Below are 16,342 nucleotides of genomic sequence, written 5' to 3' on the forward strand. Positions count from 1 at the left end.
TCCCCTCTTGAGAGGGGGCGCGGAGGAAAAGAGCGCGAGCAGGGGTGTGTTATACGAGCGATAAACCATACAGGATAACACACCCCTCCACCCCTCTCAAGAGGGGAATCACACAGTCCCCGCTTCTTAGCTTCAAAAAGCTATGCAGGCGATGATCAATAGTTTGATATTTTAAATAATGGAAGATAATAAGTTACAAGAATTAGCCCCCACTCCTTTAGCTCCCCCTTCAGGGGGCCGGGAGGGCGACAGCGTTCACGTTTTCGCCCCGGCAACGGTAGCCAACGTAGTTTGCGGATTCGATGTGTTAGGTTTTGCCGTTGATGAGCCCGGCGACGAAGTGATTATGCGCGTTACCAACAAGCCCGGCATCACCCTAAGCAAAATTACCGGTGATGATGGTCGTTTACCGCTCGATCCGGCTAAGAACACCGTGAGCGTGAGTGTTCAACATTACTTGCAGAGCGTTGGTCGTACCGATATCGGTTTAGATATCGAACTGCATAAAAAAATGCCTATTGGTAGTGGCCTGGGTTCAAGCTCGGCCAGTACCGTTGCGGGGTTGTTTGCTATTAAAACTTTGTTGGGCGATAATGCAGACCCGATAAAATTGCTTCCTTTTGCTATGAAGGGCGAGGAAATGGCTTGCGGGCATGGCCACGCCGATAATGTGGCTCCAGCCTTGTTTGGTGGCTTTGTGCTGATCCGTAGTTATGAGCCTTTGGATGTGGTAAGATTACCGCACCCTAAAGATTTGTGGTGTGCCATTGTATTCCCTGATGTGGATGTACCTACCCGCGAAGCCCGCCAGATTATCCGCAAAAACATCCAGATGAAAGACGCCGTTACCCAGTGGGGCAACATAGCCGGCCTGGTAAGCGGCTTGTTTATGCAGGACATCGACCTGATTGGCCGCAGTATGAAGGATGTGCTGGTTGAGCCGGTACGCTCCATGCTCATCCCCGATTTTTATAAAATGCGCGAAATGGCCATGGAACTTGGCGCGGTAAGCTTTGGTATCTCCGGCTCAGGCCCGTCGGTTTTTGCTTTTACTAAAGATGAAGCGACAGCCCGTGCTATTACGCAGAAGTTACAGCAGCACTTAACCGGGCTTAAGATTGGCTCTAATAGTTATGTATCAACCATAAATGACGCAGGGCCGAAAGTTTTGGGCTAATCATCCAAAATCCGCTATAACCCATCACTTCATTGCGAGGTACGAGGCAATCGCACGGAAGCAGGTTCGCTCTGTATAGTTCGCGATTGCTTCGTACCTCGCAATGACGTGGCGGAGGAGGCCCTCAATAAAAAAAAACGAAATCGAACATCCGAATTCCGAAATCAAAAAATGAAACTCTACAGTACCAATAATACCCTATCTGAAGTATCCTTTAAAGATGCCGTTTTTAACAGCATGCCGCAGGATAAAGGCCTGTACATGCCTTACAGCATCCCGCGTTTGGATGATGAATTTATCAACAACCTTGATAAATATTCCCTGCCCGAGATCGCCTTTAAAGTAGCCCAAAACCTGCTTGAAGATTCGATCCCGACAGACGATCTGAAAGCGCTGATTGATGATGCCATCAACTTTCCTGCCCCAATAGTAAAACTGCAGGACAATGTTTATGTGCTCGAACTTTTCCACGGCCCATCACTGGCTTTTAAAGATTTTGGTGCCCGCTTCATGAGCCGCGTAATGAGCTATTTTCTTGAGCCGGGCGAAAAGCAGCTCGACGTATTAGTGGCCACCAGCGGCGATACCGGCGGTGCCGTAGCGCTTGGCTTTTTAGGTGTTCCTAACACTCGTGTAACCATCCTTTACCCCAAAGGCAAGGTAAGCGGTGTGCAAGAGCAGCAATTAACCACCAATGGCCAAAACATCCGCGCGCTTGAAGTTGATGGCACATTTGATGATTGCCAGGCTTTGGTAAAACAAGCTTTTGTTGATGAGGATTTGAATGCAAAATTCCGTTTAACATCGGCCAACTCTATCAATATAGCCCGCCTTGTGCCGCAAACTTTTTATTATTTCAATGCTTATGCTCAACTGTTAAGGCAGGGCATTAAAAAAGTAATATTCTCGGTACCAAGCGGTAACTTCGGTAACATCGGCGCCGGTTTATTGGCCTGGAAAATGGGCTTACCTGTCGAGAAATTCATCGCCGCCACCAATGCTAATGATACCGTGCCTGAGTTTTTAAAAACCGGCGTTTATCAGCCTAAGCCATCTGTAGCCACATTATCAAATGCGATGGACGTTGGCAACCCAAGCAACTGGGTTCGTATTGCCGATCTGTTTAAAAACGATACCGAAGCGTTAAAAGAATTAGTTGTTGGCTTTAAGTATGATGACGAACAAACCGTAAAAGCCATTAACTGGGTATTTGATAGTTATGATTATGTGGTTTGCCCTCATACCGCCATAGCATGGCAGGCACTTACCGATTATCAGCAGGATCACGTGGCAGCAGATACCGCCGGTGCATTCCTTTCAACCGCGCATCCTTGCAAATTCCCGGATGTATTTAGCCCGGAAGTTGCCGCTAAAATTGATGTACCGGAGCAGGTGAAAGAGTTGGAATCAAAAACCAAACTGGCTGTGGCCATCAGTAAAGATTTTGCTGATTTTAAAGGTTACCTTTTAGGGGTTGATTAATTTCAGTATTTTTAGATGCCGGAAGATGTAACCTTCCGGCATCTGATACCGAAACATAAAATGTTCAACAAAACCCTGATATTTATCTGCCTTTCGGCAGTTTGCCTTACCGCCTGCAGCCGCAAACTAAAATTTGATCGTGATAAATGGGATGACGGCGACGGCCTTACTTTTGCCTATCGCCCTGCTATGGTTGAGGATTTGATTGCCAGTAAGCAACTCAATAACCTGAAATATCAACAGGTGATCCACCTTTTGCACCGCCCGCAATTAAGCAGCAGGGATAGTATGGTGTATGACGTTGACAGGCAATACAGCAAAGGGACATTAACCTATACCGAAACGCTTGTTGTTTTTCTGAAAGATTCGGTGGTTACTAAGGCCGAGGTACACGAAATTCGTTTGAAGAAGAAGTAGTTAGTTGCTTAACCATTTACCCAGGCTTTCTTTGGTTTCATCTGTCGATAAAATTTCGCCGTTGTTTGATTGTTCGAGACCAATATCTATTTTGTTTAGCAACATCAACCTGTCCAAGATCTCATCAAAAGTAAATTCGCCAGGTAGCTCATTAACCGTTTTCAACACTTCTTGCTTGGTCAACATCATTAACTATTTAATAATCTAATTTACTAATTAAAATTTAAAGTGTTTATTAGCTTTAAGTTTTTACGCGCAATGATCAACACCATCATATTCGATCTGGGGGCCGTTTTAATCGACTGGAACCCGCATTACATGTACCGCACCCTGTTTACCGACGAACAGGAAATGAAGAATTTCCTGGCCAATGTCTGCACGTCCGACTGGAATGAAGAACAAGATGCCGGTCGCCCGTTACACGAGGGGACAGAACTGCTTGTGGCGCAATTCCCGGAGCATGAAGCCAACATCCGGGCTTTTTATGGTCGCTGGATAGAAATGCTTGGCGATCCTTTTCATGGCACGATCGAAATTTTCAGGCAGTTGAAAGCAAGCGGCAAATACAAAATTTACGCACTAACCAACTGGTCGGCCGAGACTTTTCCGATGGCTTTGGAGCGGTTTGATTTTTTGGGCTGGTTTGATGGCATTGTAGTATCAGGAACAGAAAAGATGCGTAAACCAACACCTGCCTTTTACCAGATTTTGCTTGACAGGTACCAGGTAAACGCCGGTGAAGCTTTATTTATCGACGATAATTACCGCAATATTTTAGCAGCCGAAAAAATGGGTATCAAAAGCATTCACTTTACATCGGCAGAAGTGCTGGAAGAAGAATTGCAGAAGCTGGAAATTTTGTAGCTAAACCGCACATTTAATTCATCTCGCGTTCAATTCGGGCCTGCAAATCAGCCTTAAAAGTATCATCAAGCTTTAGCTCATTTTTAAACGTGTCGTGATAAAGCTGTTGTACCATACTATTAATGATATGGCTTTGTTTATCATATAGCTGGCAAAGGCCGCATCCGGCAAGGTGAATACGCAGCTCAATACCCTCGCGAAAGCTTAGCCGTTTGATCTGTTTTTTCTCAATCAAAAATGTGGCCTGCTTGCAGTTGTTTAATATCTTATTTAAATAGCTCATTGCTTAATTCCAGTTTTTTTGCAGGCAGGCACGCAGGTTAATTTTTGCCCGGTGAATAATAACCCAAAAGTTGGCCTGCGTAACGTGCAACTCGGTACATATCGTTTCGGTTGCGGCATCATCAATATGTTTCATCGTAAACACCGACTTCCAAAGCTCCGGCAGTTTTTTAAGGCACAATTGCAAAATGGCGTTCAGCTCTTTTTTAAGCAGCGGATCGTGCTCGTCCATTGCCGCTATAGGCTGTGGGGCGTACTCGGCTTTCCAGTGGCCATTGTCTTCCTCAAAAAACGCGTCCTGCTCCTGCGCAGCTTTATTAGCCGATGCGATGGCCAGCCCCGACGATTTTTTGCGATAAACGTCAATAATCTTATTTTTAAGTATAGCGGTAAGCCACGTTCGTTCGGTGCTTTTGCCTTCAAAGCGATCGGCGCGTTCAAGAGCGGCCAAAAGGGTTTCCTGTACCAAATCCTTAGCGGTATCCTCATCATTAATACGCACAATGGCATACATATACAGGTAATCGGCATAGTTGGCAACCCATTTATGCGGGTTTAATACATTACTTTCGGTTGTCATGAATTGCAGTATACTAAAACAATTACCCCCTTAGTCGGGCGCGGGGAATATTCCTTACAAAAAAATATAAATTTATCCGCCGCAAAAAACCAACCCCGAACTTAATCACTAAATTACATTTTGCAACTTGATAATGAATGCTTTATACCGATATTTATATCGTTTATTCCAAATAAAAAAATTTATTGTAAGGTTTCGTCCCTAAACCCGACAAAGCGATAAAAACGTATATCATTTAATACCGAAACAATGGAAAGGGTAAAAATATCATCAATTATGCCGTTTTTAATAGGCATTGCAGTTGTTGCTGTGGCTTTTATAAACTGCACAAGTGCCGCTAAAAATAGTGCAGGTAAGACGACCAGCATTGAGGGCAAGGGTTTTGCGGTAGTAGAATTGTTCACTTCCGAAGGCTGTTCGAGCTGCCCGCCAGCTGATGAGCTGGTAGCTAAGGTTGAAAAAGAGGTTGACGATAAACCTGTTTATATTTTGGCCTACCATGTTGATTACTGGGACCGCCTGGGCTGGAAGGATTCATTTAGCGATGCTGCTTACACTAAAAGGCAAAACCAATATGCCGGCTGGTTAAACCTGTCGCAAATTTATACCCCTCAAATTGTGGTTAACGGCAAAACCGAATTTGTGGGCTCGCAGGAAGGTGCTTTACGCAATGCCATTAAAAACGGCCTACAGGGCAGCAACGTTGTTAAACTAAAGATCAGCGCGCAGCGTGCAACAAGCGGCGCAGCTACCATTCAGTATAGCGTTGAGGGAAGTACTAATAATTCGGGTAAAGCTGTATTGCTGGCGCTTGTGCAAAAACAGGCCGTAAGCAAGGTAAAAGCCGGCGAGAATGGCGGGCGCACACTTGCCCATTCGCAAATTGTTCGCGAAATACAAAACGTTCCGTTAAAAAATTATGGCAGCACCAATATAGCCTTGCCTGCCGGGTTTGATGCAAACGGATATGAAGTGATAGGCTTTATACAGGATAACGATAACGGCGGCATTTTGGCTGCGGCAAAAAGCGGCTTTAACGTAACTGCCACCACCGAAAATACCATCGGCACAAAAAGCACAAAATAGGCACAAACTATTGACCGCAAAACCACAACGTATAATAAATGAAGGTAATTAAAGAAAAGCATCCGCTGTTAATGCGCTGGACGCATTGGGTAAATTTTCCCATCCTCACTATCATGATCTGGAGTGGGCTACTTATTTACTGGGCTAATGATACTTATACCTTCAGCCTTTTTGGGGTAACCTTTATCCGGTTTTTTCCGCAAGGCTTTTATGATGCCCTCCACATCCCCAAACGCCTGGCCGAGGGTATGGCCTTTCATTTTTTGTTTATGTGGTTTTTTGCGCTGAATGGCTTTTTATATGTGGCTTATACCATTATATCGGGCCAGTGGCGCGAATTGTTGCCCAACCGGCATTCGTTTAAAGAAGCCTGGCAGGTGGTATTGCATGATCTGCACATCCGCAAAATGGCACCTCCTCAAAATAAATACAATGCCGCCCAGCGCATAGCCTATACGGCTATTATTGTTATGGGCTTTGGCTCATTGATAACAGGGCTGGCCATTTATAAGCCGGTACAGTTTAATTACCTCGTATGGCTTTGCGGCGGATATCACCTGGCCCGCATCTGGCATTTTGTGTTAACCATAGGTTATGTGCTGTTTTTTTTGGTGCATGTTGTACAGGTGGTACTTGCGGGCTGGAACAATTTCAGGTCGGTAATTTCGGGGTTTGAGGTGATTGACGAAAAACCGCAGCCTGTTATCCAAATTGAAAACGATGAAACTAACGAAAAGGCTGAATAAAGTTTTCAGTAAAAAGAAGGCTCCTAAAAAAGAGCTTACCGTTGAGCAGAAGATCAGCAGGCGTAATTTTATTTCGTTTGGCAGCTTCCTGGCATTAGGAAGCGCGGCTTACGGTGGCTGGCGGTGGCTGTATACCTCACCGCTTGAAAAAAAGGGAATAACCGCCCAGGCCCATGCACCATTGCGCGCAGTACTCAACACCAACGAAAAAATTGTACGCGGGCTATACAGTAATCAAAATTTGGTAAAAACCTATCCAAAAGGAATGGCGGCCAAAACAGTACGCCATAACAGCGATATAGGTTCGGCCGGATTGGTTGACGTGGAGGCCTGGAAACTGGTGGTTAAAAAAAGCAACGGAGAAATGTTGAGTATCGGTATAGACGAAATTATGAAGCTGCCCAAAACCGAGATTATTTACGATTTTAAGTGTGTGGAAGGCTGGGACCAGATCTCGCACTGGGGTGGTGTAAAATTCAGCGATTTTATAGCACATTTTAAGCTGGATGCCGAAACAGCTTTTGAGTACGTAGGCATGGAAACGCCTGATAAAAAATACTATGTTGGCGTAGATATGCCCAGCGCCATGCACCCCCAAACCTTATTGGCTTACGAGGTGAACGAAAAGCCGCTGCCACCAAAACATGGGGCGCCTTTAAGGCTTATTATTCCGGTTAAATACGGGATAAAAAACCTGAAACGGATAGGCAGCATCAATTTTAGCAACACCCGTCCGCGTGATTATTGGGCCGAGCAGGGGTATGATTATTATGCAGGGTTGTAGAAGAAACAGCGTGGCTAACACAGCTTTTTAAATAGAAAAGCTAAACAAGAAAAGATCAATAAGCAGATTGATAGTGGCATTGCATAACGGTATGTCCGGCAGGTCGCGCTTCTGCCGCGCAGGCATAAAGAAAAGATGCCGCTAAAATAGCTATCAGATATTTAATCATCGTTTGGTTCATCTTTTCTCCGTTCATGTCATTTATAACTATAAAGCAAAAAAGGCCTGCATATTGTTTTAATAGCAGGCCTTTTTTGTATTTGTAAAAGCAATTTTACACCAGGTTCTTTTTGATGTAGCCAATGCTCTGGCTGATGCTTGCAAACGGATCGCCTGGGCAGATATCCTGCTCAACAAAGAAGTATTTCAGGCCCGATTTTTTGGCCTGGGTAAAAATCTTTTTAAAGTCGATAACACCATTGCCTACCTCGGTAAAGCGTTTTTCTGGACTTTTGTCCATGTCCTTTACGTGCCACAGCGGGAAACGGCCCGGATGCTTGTCGATCAATGCAATCGGATCCTGGTTAGCTTTGGTAACCCAGTACAGGTCCATTTCCATTTTTACCAGGCTTTTATCGGTGCTGTCTAACAAAATCTCGTAAGGGTATTTGCCGTTTTCCTGTATAAATTCAAAATCGTGGTTATGATAACAAAGCTGGATGCCTGCTTCCTTACAGGTTTCGCCGGCTATGTCAAGCATATTGGCTATGTTTTTATAGTGATCAAGATTGCCGCGTTCTGATTGCGACAGGTAGGCACATACCATGTATTGTACGCCTGCTTCGGCAGCATCATCAACGGCTTTTTTCCAATCGTTAAGGATGGTACCTTTTTGCTGCTCTCCGTTAACCAACTCCTCGCCCAAACGGTAGTGAGCACTTGGCATAATGAGGCCATTCTGCTTTAAAACGTTCGAAAAATCTTTGGCACTCATGCCGTAAAATAACTCGGTGCCGGTATAGGTTGCACCTTCTACCGATGTAAAGCCTGTTTTTGCAACTTTAGCTAATGCCGCCACCGGATCGGCAGCCATGGCATCGCGTACGGTATATAATTGAAGGCCTATATATTTTTTATCATAAGCAAACAATTTGGGTGCTGCCAGCAAACCTGCCGAAAGTAGCGCCGATGTTTTCAAGAATGAGCGTCTGGTAGTCATTGGTTTATTTTTTAATGATTGGTTGTGTAAATATAACGCATTAAAAATGCCAATTCAAAGACTGAAATTTTATTGAAAGGTTTAAGCGGCAATCATAGTGATTGGAGGTTGGAGATTAGAGGTTAGTTGGGGTTTAGTGTAAATAAGAAGTAGTGATTGGTGGTTGGAGATTAGAGGTTGGTTGGGGTTTAGTGTAAAGTAAAAAGGTCATCCGTGCTCCGAATGACCTTTTTATTTAGTTTTTAAAACTATCTATCTTCCTTTTTTAACATTGGGAAACTTCATCCTGTAATCAACATCAACCATTCCCTTCGAGATATCGTTCAATTTTTTTTCAATCAGGCGTTTGCGCAGCGGGCTTAATTTATCAGTAAACAGCTTACCTTCAATATGATCGTACTCGTGTTGAATAACGCGGGCAGCCATCCCTTTAAAGGTTTCTTCGTGATGTTTCCAGTTTTCGTCGTAGTATGACATACGCACAACCGGCTTACGGTAAACATCCTCGCGGATATCGGGGATGCTCAGGCAGCCTTCATTAAAACCCCATTCCTCGCCGGTTTCTTCAAGGATGGTGGCGTTGATAAATGCCTTTTTAAAATCTTTAAGTTCCGGCTCGTCATCATCAAAAGGCGTGGCATCCACCACAAACAAACGCATGGACATCCCTACCTGCGGCGCGGCCAAACCCACACCACGCGCAGAATACATGGTTTCAAACATGTTTTCAACCAGCTCTTTTATATGCGGATATTCGTCGGGCTCAATGGCTGTAGCCTTTTTTCTTAATACAGGATCACCGTAGGCTATGATAGGGTATTTCATCTTACAAAAATAAAGGATTATTGCTTAGGCTCAAACAACAAAGTGGTTAAGCTGGCCGTATCAAAAATTTCATTGCTTATCTCTAACAATTGTTCGGCGGTTACTGCATTTATCTTTTCAAAAATCTCATCAAGCGTATCAACCTGGTTAAAATCAATCATGCTTTTGGCCATAGCTATGATCACGCTCATGCGGTTTTCTTCGGCCAGGGCTATTTGGCCTATAAATTTTTGGCGGGCCTGGTGCAATTGCAGGCTGCCCAATTTTTGGTCGCGCAGTTTCTTTAACTCCCTGTGGATCAGCTTGGATGCCTTAGCCGCCTTTTCGGTATCGGTACCAAAGTAGATGGAAAAAATGCCGGTGTCGGTTAAAGGCGTATAGTTTGATTCGACGGTGTAGGCAATGCCATGTTTTTCCCTCACTTCAAGGTTAAGCCTGCTGCTCATGCCTATACCGCCCAACAGGTTGTTAAGCAGCAGCAAACCCCATTTATTGCGGTGCGATGAGCCATAAGCCTGCCCGCCAATAATGCAATGCGTTTGCGAAATGGGTTTATTAACTACATGAATGCCGCCCGGTGTTGTACCCGGCATTAGCCTGTTTTTTTGCGGCTGATGATAAGCCACCGCGCCAAAATATTTTTCGGATAAGGTCACCAGTTTTTTAAAATCGTAATTACCGTGAACGGCAAAAATCATCTCGCCGGTATTATAATTGGCTTTAATAAAATTGTTTATATCAGTGCTATTAAGCCTGCCAACGGTTTCGGGTGTGCCTAAAATGTTTTGCCCTATGGGGTGACCTTTAAACAGCAGTTCTTCAAAATCGTCCTGAATGGCCTCTTCGGGTTGATCGAGGTAAGAAGCTATCTCGTCCAAAATCACGCCGCGTTCCTTTTCCTGCTCGTCTTCGGGGAAGGTGGAATGGAATAAAATATCCTCAAACAGATCCATCGTACGCTCCAGGTGTTGGTTTAGCAGCGAGGCGTGGATACAGGTATATTCTTTGGTGGTATAAGCGTTTAAATCGGCACCTACCAGCTCAAGCCGGTTCAGAATCTGGCTGGTGTTACGGCGTTCGGTTTCTTTAAACAGCAGGTGCTCAATAAAATGAGCGAGCCCCTCCTGGCCCGGCAACTCATCGCGCGAGCCGGCATTTACAATAAAGCAGCAATGGGTAATTGCCGAAGGCCAATGTTTATAAAGTATACGGATGCCATTGGGCAAGGTAAAAAGTTGATAATCTGTCATCAGGCTGCAAAGATAAGCTTATCTGTCACAATTATTTTTCATGTTATTGTAAGTGATTTATAGTATTTTAGGCGTTTAAAACCAACTTCCGCAACGGTTAATATTGAAATATTACCGCGCGGGATGCCGTTTTTAACTTAAACTGACCCCATCAAATGAAAAAACAGATTGCAGACCTCGGGTTTGAAACCCTTATAACCGCCAGCCAGATTGAAGACCGCGTAAAAGCTATTGGCGCACAAATAAGCGAAGATTTTAAAGATACCGTTCCGGTTATCGTTGGCGTACTTAACGGCAGCTTTATTTTTATAGCCGACCTGATAAAACAGGTTACCATTCCCTGCGAAATTAACTTCACCAAATTGGCATCATACTACGGCGGTACCACCAGTACCCTCAAAATACGCGAGGATATCGACCTTACCGTAGATATTAAAGGCCGCGATGTATTGATTATTGAAGATATTGTTGATACCGGCAACACAGCCCATTACCTGATAGAAAAACTAAAGTTAAGAGAGCCGGCTTCGTTAAGAATGTGTTCATTACTGCTTAAACCCGCCGCCCTGCAAAAAAAGATTGAAGAGCTTAAATATATAGGCTTCGAAATTGAAAACGAATTTGTGGTGGGATACGGCCTGGATTATAAAGAAATGGGCCGAAACCTGGCTGATATTTATAAAAAGGTAAATTAAACTACCTGGTTATAAACAACATAAAAAATCTGTTTTTAGAGCAAACCAATCGTCGGGCGAAACTTTTTTAATACCCAATTAAAACAAAAGGTATTTAGGGTGGTTTTGGGTGTATGAAACATACATCTTTACTTTTAGCAGGCTGTGTTGCAGCATCTTTTTTGTTTTCATCGTGCGATAAGGAATCGGCGGCTGTATCGAGTGTAAATATTACGGTAACCAACGGCATAACCGGCACAGGATCGGCAGGGGCCACCGTTAAACTATATGATGATCCGAACAAAGCCAATACCGGCGAGGCACCGGCTTATACGTTAACTACCGATGCGTCAGGAAAAATTACCAGCCAGGTTGATTACATCGGCGGTTACTATGTAGTTGCCGAAAAAGGTACCCAGAAAAGCTATTACAACGGCCTCATCCCAATAGGTATTTTTAAAAGCCAGAGCGAAATTGACAGCAGCCCGAAACAAACGCCCGTAGCCACCGTTGGCTCGGTGAAGTTTAAGGATACCAATGCTGATGGGATTATCAATGATTCGGATAAAACGGTAGCGCCTACGCTTTATCTCGAATCTGATCAAACAGCTTTGTTTAATATCGCAGTATATTAATTCCCGTTTAAAAACAATATTTAAAAGCTGCCGGTGTAAGCCGGTGGCTTTTTTTATGAGCAGGCATAGTAAGTTAAAATTTTATTAATCAATGGCAATGTATATGTTGTCAGGCAAGTTTCACGTCCTCCCCGGTTGGCGTGTCTTCACGCCAACATGCTTTTGTCGCGCTCAGTTTAACACTACGTGTTTAGTAAAACAGATTAAACAACATAAATTCTTGTTATGTTTAATTAATGGATTTAGATGAGGTTACTTCTACACGGCAACTATTAACAACTGGATTCCTTTACTTGAAACAGACGAGTTTAAGCGTATTGTTTTGGATAGCCTGATCTTTCTTGTTAAACAAAAAAAGCTTGAGGTTTATGGTTTTGTGATTATGCCAAACCATATTCATGTGATCTGGTCGGGATCTAAAATGAATGGAAAGGAGAAGCCCTTTGCCAGTTTTACGAAGTTTACCGGGCACCGTTTTTTAAGTGAATTGCGAAAAACCGATGAGGGTTTGCTGGCCCGGTTCAAAACGGATTTGCTGAACAGAAATTACCTGTTTTCGCAAACCAATGCCCTCGCCAAAAAAATTCATGATCGAAAAATGCTGGAGCAAAAGCTGGATTATATTCACCTTAATCCATTGCAACCGCATTGGAATTTAGTAAGCGATCCGAACGATTATTATTTTTCATCGTGTTCGTTTTATGAACAGGAGGATAAGAAATTTGATTGGTTAACGCATTATATGGATGCCATTTAGCCGCTTGATTTGCATGGATGTTGGCGTGGAGACACGCCAACCAGGGTGAAGAGCACTTTCTCTTCCGCGTTGGCGTGTCTCCACGCCAACTAACCATTCTAAAATGTGATTGGCTTTTGCTTAGCATACATGTTGCCGTGAGGACACGACAACCGGGTTATTGGATGTTGTTTTCTTTACCTGTTGGCGTGTCTCCACGCCAACTAACTTCATTTACCCTATCCCCGCCACCTCACTCAATAACCTCACCGCCTCATCCACACTATCAACTCCCTCAATCCCTAAACGTAGCGTATTCTTCACCTCCTTCAAATTAGTTCGCCTTGGGTTTTCCTTCACAAAATTAAGCACATTTCGAAAAGCCTCAGTTTCAAAATAACTTGATTGCTGATTGGTGATAAAATACCCACGCAACACATTTTTCTTAAGCGAGATCTTTTCAAAACCGATAGCCTTGCCCAGCCATTGCAGGCGCATGGTATTAAGCAGGCTGTTCACCTGCGGCGGCACGGGGCCAAACCTGTCATGCAATTTTTGTTGAAAGGCTTTCAGTTCAACCTCGTTTTCCAGTTTTGAAAGTTCGGTGTACAGGTTGTAGCGTTCAGAAATATTGGTTACATACTCATCCGGAATCAGGATCTCCAGGTCGGTATCAATTTGGGTGAAGGAAATGTATGGCCGCGGTTTATCCTCGGGAAATACATCTTTAAACTCATCATCTTTCAGCTCTTGTATTGCCTCGTCCAAGATCTTGTGGTACATTTCGAAGCCAATCTCGGCAATGAAACCGCTTTGTTCGGCACCCAACAGGTTTCCGCTGCCGCGAATGTCCAGATCGCGCATGGCTACGTTAAAGCCGCTGCCCAGATCGCTAAACTCTTCAATGGCGCTGAGTCGTTTGCGGGCTTCGCTGGTTAAGGTTGATAACGGAGGGCTCAGCAAATAACAATAAGCTTTTTTATTGCTCCTGCCCACGCGGCCACGCATCTGGTGCAAATCGCTGAGGCCAAACATGTGGGCGTAGTTAATGATGATGGTATTGGCGTTAGGGATATCCAAACCGGCCTCAATAATGGTTGTGGCCACCAGCACATCATACTCGTGGTTCACAAACTTCAGCATCACATCTTCCAGGTCGTCACCTTCCAGCTGACCGTGGGCAATACCTATGCGGGCTTTAGGAACCAGCTTACGGATCATGCCGCCTAACTGAGGCAGATCGGCCACGCGGTTATGAATAAAGAAGATCTGCCCGCCGCGGTCAATTTCAAACTCAACGGCTTCCTTAATCAGCTTATCATTAAACACATGCAACTCGGTAACTACCGGCTGGCGGTTTGGCGGTGGCGTTGATATGATAGATAGGTCGCGCGCGCCCATTAATGAGAAGTGCAGTGTACGCGGAATAGGCGTGGCCGTTAGCGTAAGCGTATCCACATTGGCGCGCATTTGTTTCAATTTCTCTTTGGTTGATACGCCGAACTTTTGCTCTTCGTCAATGATCATCAAACCAAGGTCTTTAAACTTCACATCCTTACTTACCAAACGATGGGTGCCGATGATGATATCAACTTTGCCTTCTTTCAGTTTTTCTAAAGTATCCTTAATCTGCCTGCTCGATTTAAAACGGTTTACGTAATCAATATTGGCCGGGAATCCTTTCAGCCTGTCGGTAAAAGTTTTGTAGTGCTGGGCCGCTAAAATGGTTGTTGGAACCAGAATGGCCACCTGCTTGCTATCGGCAACGGCTTTGAACGCCGCGCGCACGGCTACTTCGGTTTTGCCGAAACCTACGTCGCCGCAAATGAGGCGGTCCATAGGGTGGGGCGATTCCATGTCTTTTTTGAAATCGGCTGTGGCTTTTTCCTGGTCCGGGGTATCCTCGTACAGGAAGGATGCTTCCAGTTCGGTTTGCAGGTAACTATCGGGCGAGAAGGCATTGCCGTGCTGGGCCTTACGCAGTGCGTAAAGCTTAATCAGATCGCGGGCTATGTCCTTAACTTTTTTTTTTGTGGTTTTTTTGAGGCGTTCCCAGGTATCGGTACCCAGTTTGTTCATTTTAGGAACGGTACCCTCTTTGCCGCTGAATTTAGAGATGCGGTTAAGCGAGTTGATGTTTACGTACAGCAGGTCGTTATCAGCATAAATCAAGCGGATCATTTCCTGTTGCTTGCCGTTTACATCAACCTTTTCCAGGCCTGCGTATTTGCCAATACCATGGTCAATATGAGTTACAAAATCGCCGGGTTTAAGGTCGCGCAGTTCTTTCAGGGTGATGGCCTGCGAGCGCTGGTAGCCTTTGCGGGTTTTGTATTTATAGTAACGGTCAAAAATCTGGTGATCGGTATAGCAGGCCAGTTTTTGTTCCTGATCAATAAAACCTTCGCGTACCGAAATGCTGATCGGTGTAAACTTTACGGTCTTATCCAGATCATCCAGGATAGCATATAAACGCTCAACCTGTTTAGCCGAATCCGTAAGGATAAAATTCTCGATCTTATCGGCTTCATTATTTTTAAAGTTGTGGATCAGCAGCGTAAAATCTTTATTGAACGATGGCTGCGGCCGCATATCAAAATTAATAACCGTAGCATCGTTATAAAAAAACTGCTTGCCAAACTCCACCACCGGAAAATCATGCAGCTGATCGCCAATTAACTTCTCATCAGTAAAGCCGAATTTAGGGTCTATCCAATCCGGGTTTTGCGTTTTTTCATCGGCAGAGAGGGCTTTCCACAGGTTAACGGCTTTTTTGTAGCCTGTTTGGATAATATCCAGTGTAAACTGCACATCTTTTATCCATACCTGGGTGCCAGGCTCAACATATTCTAATAACGAGATATTGTTCTCGGTTAAAAACTTGGATTGTACATTGGGTACAATGGTGATGCTTTTGACCCGCTCGGCCGAAAGCTGGCTCTCAATCTCGAACGTGCGGATCGACTCGATATAATCGCCAAAAAACTCAACCCTGTAGGGCAGCGTATGCGAAAACGAGAATATATCAACAATACCTCCACGGATAGAGAATTGGCCCGGTTCATACACAAAATCAACACGTTCAAAATCGTATTCAATTAAAAACTCGTTGATGAAATCGATGCTCAGTTTATTTTCAACAGCAATTTCGAGGGTGTTTTTTTCGAGCGCGGCGCGGTCAATCACCTTTTCGGCCAAAGCTTCGGGGTAGGTAACTATCAGCTGGCCGTATTCGGTGCTGTGGTTAAGCTCGTTCAGTACCTCAGCGCGGGCAAGTACGTTGCTGCTGTCGGGCTGGGTAAACTCAAATGGCTTGCGGTAGGATGAGGGGAAAAGCAGGGCTTCTTTGCCGGTAAGGTTTTCCAGGTCGGCCTGGAAAAAGCCGGCTTCCTCGCGGTCGGGCAGTACGAACACCATGTGTTTGTGCTGCAAAAAGTACAAAGCTACCGCCATGGCCGAATCGCTCGATCCCACCAAACCACGGAGCTGAACCCTTGGATTTTTTGAGGCGTTGAGCGCGGTGGCCAACGCTTTGATCCGGTCATCAGCTTTGTATCTGTCTAATATATCGCGGATATTCAAATCGGCGCAAAGATAAGCAAAAAACAAAAGCCTGATAAAAAAGCGTTGATGCTAAAAATTAAT

Annotated in this window: 17 protein-coding genes; 10 read left to right on the forward strand and 7 right to left on the reverse strand. The window is 44.6% G+C overall.

Annotated elements, in window-relative coordinates; genetic code table 11:
- Nucleotides 1-178: 178 nt before the first annotated feature.
- The 3 genes from HYN43_RS23465 to HYN43_RS23475 all read left to right on the forward strand — a co-directional run bounded on the left by HYN43_RS23465 (nt 179) and on the right by HYN43_RS23475 (nt 3,076).
- Complete coding sequence (locus HYN43_RS23465; protein WP_119406347.1) at nt 179-1,177, forward strand: homoserine kinase; 999 nt, start codon at nt 179-181, stop codon at nt 1,175-1,177.
- Between the two features lie 171 nt (nt 1,178-1,348).
- The gene (thrC, locus tag HYN43_RS23470) at nt 1,349-2,659 is read left to right on the forward strand and encodes a threonine synthase (RefSeq protein ID WP_119406348.1); all 1,311 of its coding nucleotides are present in this window, start codon (nt 1,349-1,351) and stop codon (nt 2,657-2,659) included.
- 60 nt (nt 2,660-2,719) lie between these two features.
- Nucleotides 2,720-3,076 carry a hypothetical protein gene (locus HYN43_RS23475; protein WP_162996599.1) on the forward strand — a complete coding sequence of 119 codons (357 nt, stop codon included), beginning with the start codon at nt 2,720-2,722 and terminating at the stop codon, nt 3,074-3,076.
- Here HYN43_RS23475 and HYN43_RS23480 read toward each other — a convergent pair whose 3' ends face one another.
- Nucleotides 3,077-3,262: a hypothetical protein gene (locus tag HYN43_RS23480; protein WP_119409093.1), complete on the reverse strand. Its 186-nt coding sequence runs from the start codon at nt 3,260-3,262 to the stop codon at nt 3,077-3,079. It abuts the gene before it with no gap.
- Between the two features lie 72 nt (nt 3,263-3,334).
- On the opposite strand from HYN43_RS23480, the gene HYN43_RS23485 reads away from it, so the two are divergent.
- Nucleotides 3,335-3,940 (forward strand): HAD family hydrolase, encoded by a 606-nt coding sequence (locus HYN43_RS23485; RefSeq protein WP_119406350.1) that lies wholly within the window; start codon nt 3,335-3,337, stop codon nt 3,938-3,940.
- 13 nt (nt 3,941-3,953) lie between these two features.
- Here the strand turns inward: HYN43_RS23485 and HYN43_RS23490 are convergent, their stop codons facing one another.
- Together HYN43_RS23490 and HYN43_RS23495 are read right to left on the reverse strand one after the other, a co-directional pair.
- On the reverse strand, nt 3,954-4,223 hold the full coding sequence (locus tag HYN43_RS23490) for a hypothetical protein (RefSeq protein ID WP_119406351.1): 270 nt from the start codon (nt 4,221-4,223) through the stop codon (nt 3,954-3,956).
- 3 nt (nt 4,224-4,226) lie between these two features.
- The gene (locus HYN43_RS23495; protein ID WP_119406352.1) at nt 4,227-4,802 is read right to left on the reverse strand and encodes a sigma-70 family RNA polymerase sigma factor; all 576 of its coding nucleotides are present in this window, start codon (nt 4,800-4,802) and stop codon (nt 4,227-4,229) included.
- 249 nt (nt 4,803-5,051) lie between these two features.
- Between HYN43_RS23495 and HYN43_RS23500 the strand changes: the two genes are divergently transcribed.
- From HYN43_RS23500 to HYN43_RS23510, 3 genes are read left to right on the forward strand one after another with little or no spacing between them, the layout of a single operon-like run.
- Nucleotides 5,052-5,888 carry a DUF1223 domain-containing protein gene (locus HYN43_RS23500; RefSeq protein WP_119406353.1) on the forward strand — a complete coding sequence of 279 codons (837 nt, stop codon included), beginning with the start codon at nt 5,052-5,054 and terminating at the stop codon, nt 5,886-5,888.
- 38 nt (nt 5,889-5,926) lie between these two features.
- Nucleotides 5,927-6,634 carry a cytochrome b/b6 domain-containing protein gene (locus HYN43_RS23505; RefSeq protein WP_162996600.1) on the forward strand — a complete coding sequence of 236 codons (708 nt, stop codon included), beginning with the start codon at nt 5,927-5,929 and terminating at the stop codon, nt 6,632-6,634.
- Nucleotides 6,609-7,418, forward strand: a complete 810-nt coding sequence (locus HYN43_RS23510) for a molybdopterin-dependent oxidoreductase (RefSeq protein WP_119406354.1) — start codon at nt 6,609-6,611, stop codon at nt 7,416-7,418. The genes HYN43_RS23505 and HYN43_RS23510 overlap by 26 nt, the downstream gene beginning before the upstream one ends.
- A 274-nt stretch (nt 7,419-7,692) precedes the next feature.
- On the opposite strand, the gene HYN43_RS23515 is transcribed toward HYN43_RS23510, so the two are convergent.
- The 3 genes from HYN43_RS23515 to HYN43_RS23525 all read right to left on the reverse strand — a co-directional run bounded on the left by HYN43_RS23515 (nt 7,693) and on the right by HYN43_RS23525 (nt 10,652).
- A complete protein-coding gene (locus HYN43_RS23515) occupies nt 7,693-8,577 on the reverse strand; it encodes a sugar phosphate isomerase/epimerase family protein (protein WP_119406355.1) in 885 nt (294 codons plus the stop codon).
- A 252-nt stretch (nt 8,578-8,829) separates the two neighbouring features.
- Nucleotides 8,830-9,402: a peptide deformylase gene (def, locus tag HYN43_RS23520; protein WP_119406356.1), complete on the reverse strand. Its 573-nt coding sequence runs from the start codon at nt 9,400-9,402 to the stop codon at nt 8,830-8,832.
- A 17-nt stretch (nt 9,403-9,419) separates the two neighbouring features.
- Nucleotides 9,420-10,652: a M16 family metallopeptidase gene (locus HYN43_RS23525; protein WP_119406357.1), complete on the reverse strand. Its 1,233-nt coding sequence runs from the start codon at nt 10,650-10,652 to the stop codon at nt 9,420-9,422.
- 155 nt (nt 10,653-10,807) lie between these two features.
- On the opposite strand from HYN43_RS23525, the gene hpt reads away from it, so the two are divergent.
- The 3 genes from hpt (at nt 10,808) to HYN43_RS23540 (ending at nt 12,718) form a co-directional block, all read left to right on the forward strand.
- The gene (gene hpt / locus HYN43_RS23530) at nt 10,808-11,347 is read left to right on the forward strand and encodes a hypoxanthine phosphoribosyltransferase (RefSeq protein ID WP_119406358.1); all 540 of its coding nucleotides are present in this window, start codon (nt 10,808-10,810) and stop codon (nt 11,345-11,347) included.
- A gap of 113 nt (nt 11,348-11,460) precedes the next feature.
- Nucleotides 11,461-11,961: a hypothetical protein gene (locus tag HYN43_RS23535; protein ID WP_119406359.1), complete on the forward strand. Its 501-nt coding sequence runs from the start codon at nt 11,461-11,463 to the stop codon at nt 11,959-11,961.
- A 322-nt stretch (nt 11,962-12,283) separates the two neighbouring features.
- On the forward strand, nt 12,284-12,718 hold the full coding sequence (locus HYN43_RS23540) for a transposase (protein ID WP_245446995.1): 435 nt from the start codon (nt 12,284-12,286) through the stop codon (nt 12,716-12,718).
- Between the two features lie 213 nt (nt 12,719-12,931).
- Here the strand turns inward: HYN43_RS23540 and mfd are convergent, their stop codons facing one another.
- Complete coding sequence (mfd, locus tag HYN43_RS23545; RefSeq protein ID WP_119409095.1) at nt 12,932-16,279, reverse strand: transcription-repair coupling factor; 3,348 nt, start codon at nt 16,277-16,279, stop codon at nt 12,932-12,934.
- Nucleotides 16,280-16,342: the final 63 nt, after the last annotated feature.

This window comes from Mucilaginibacter celer (assembly GCF_003576455.2).
In the GTDB taxonomy this organism is placed as follows: domain Bacteria; phylum Bacteroidota; class Bacteroidia; order Sphingobacteriales; family Sphingobacteriaceae; genus Mucilaginibacter; species Mucilaginibacter celer.

Excerpts from the sequence above, each read along its gene's own strand:
- HYN43_RS23465 (WP_119406347.1), top strand. The coding sequence starts at position 179 with ATGGAAGATAATAAGTTACAAGAATTAGCCCCCACTCCTTTAGCTCCC.
- thrC (WP_119406348.1), top strand. The coding sequence starts at position 1,349 with ATGAAACTCTACAGTACCAATAATACCCTATCTGAAGTATCCTTTAAA.
- HYN43_RS23475 (WP_162996599.1), top strand. The coding sequence starts at position 2,720 with ATGTTCAACAAAACCCTGATATTTATCTGCCTTTCGGCAGTTTGCCTT.
- HYN43_RS23480 (WP_119409093.1), bottom strand. The coding sequence starts at position 3,262 with ATGTTGACCAAGCAAGAAGTGTTGAAAACGGTTAATGAGCTACCTGGC.
- HYN43_RS23485 (WP_119406350.1), top strand. The coding sequence starts at position 3,335 with ATGATCAACACCATCATATTCGATCTGGGGGCCGTTTTAATCGACTGG.
- HYN43_RS23490 (WP_119406351.1), bottom strand. The coding sequence starts at position 4,223 with ATGAGCTATTTAAATAAGATATTAAACAACTGCAAGCAGGCCACATTT.
- HYN43_RS23495 (WP_119406352.1), bottom strand. The coding sequence starts at position 4,802 with ATGACAACCGAAAGTAATGTATTAAACCCGCATAAATGGGTTGCCAAC.
- HYN43_RS23500 (WP_119406353.1), top strand. The coding sequence starts at position 5,052 with ATGGAAAGGGTAAAAATATCATCAATTATGCCGTTTTTAATAGGCATT.
- HYN43_RS23505 (WP_162996600.1), top strand. The coding sequence starts at position 5,927 with ATGAAGGTAATTAAAGAAAAGCATCCGCTGTTAATGCGCTGGACGCAT.
- HYN43_RS23510 (WP_119406354.1), top strand. The coding sequence starts at position 6,609 with ATGAAACTAACGAAAAGGCTGAATAAAGTTTTCAGTAAAAAGAAGGCT.
- HYN43_RS23515 (WP_119406355.1), bottom strand. The coding sequence starts at position 8,577 with ATGACTACCAGACGCTCATTCTTGAAAACATCGGCGCTACTTTCGGCA.
- def (WP_119406356.1), bottom strand. The coding sequence starts at position 9,402 with ATGAAATACCCTATCATAGCCTACGGTGATCCTGTATTAAGAAAAAAG.
- HYN43_RS23525 (WP_119406357.1), bottom strand. The coding sequence starts at position 10,652 with ATGACAGATTATCAACTTTTTACCTTGCCCAATGGCATCCGTATACTT.
- hpt (WP_119406358.1), top strand. The coding sequence starts at position 10,808 with ATGAAAAAACAGATTGCAGACCTCGGGTTTGAAACCCTTATAACCGCC.
- HYN43_RS23535 (WP_119406359.1), top strand. The coding sequence starts at position 11,461 with ATGAAACATACATCTTTACTTTTAGCAGGCTGTGTTGCAGCATCTTTT.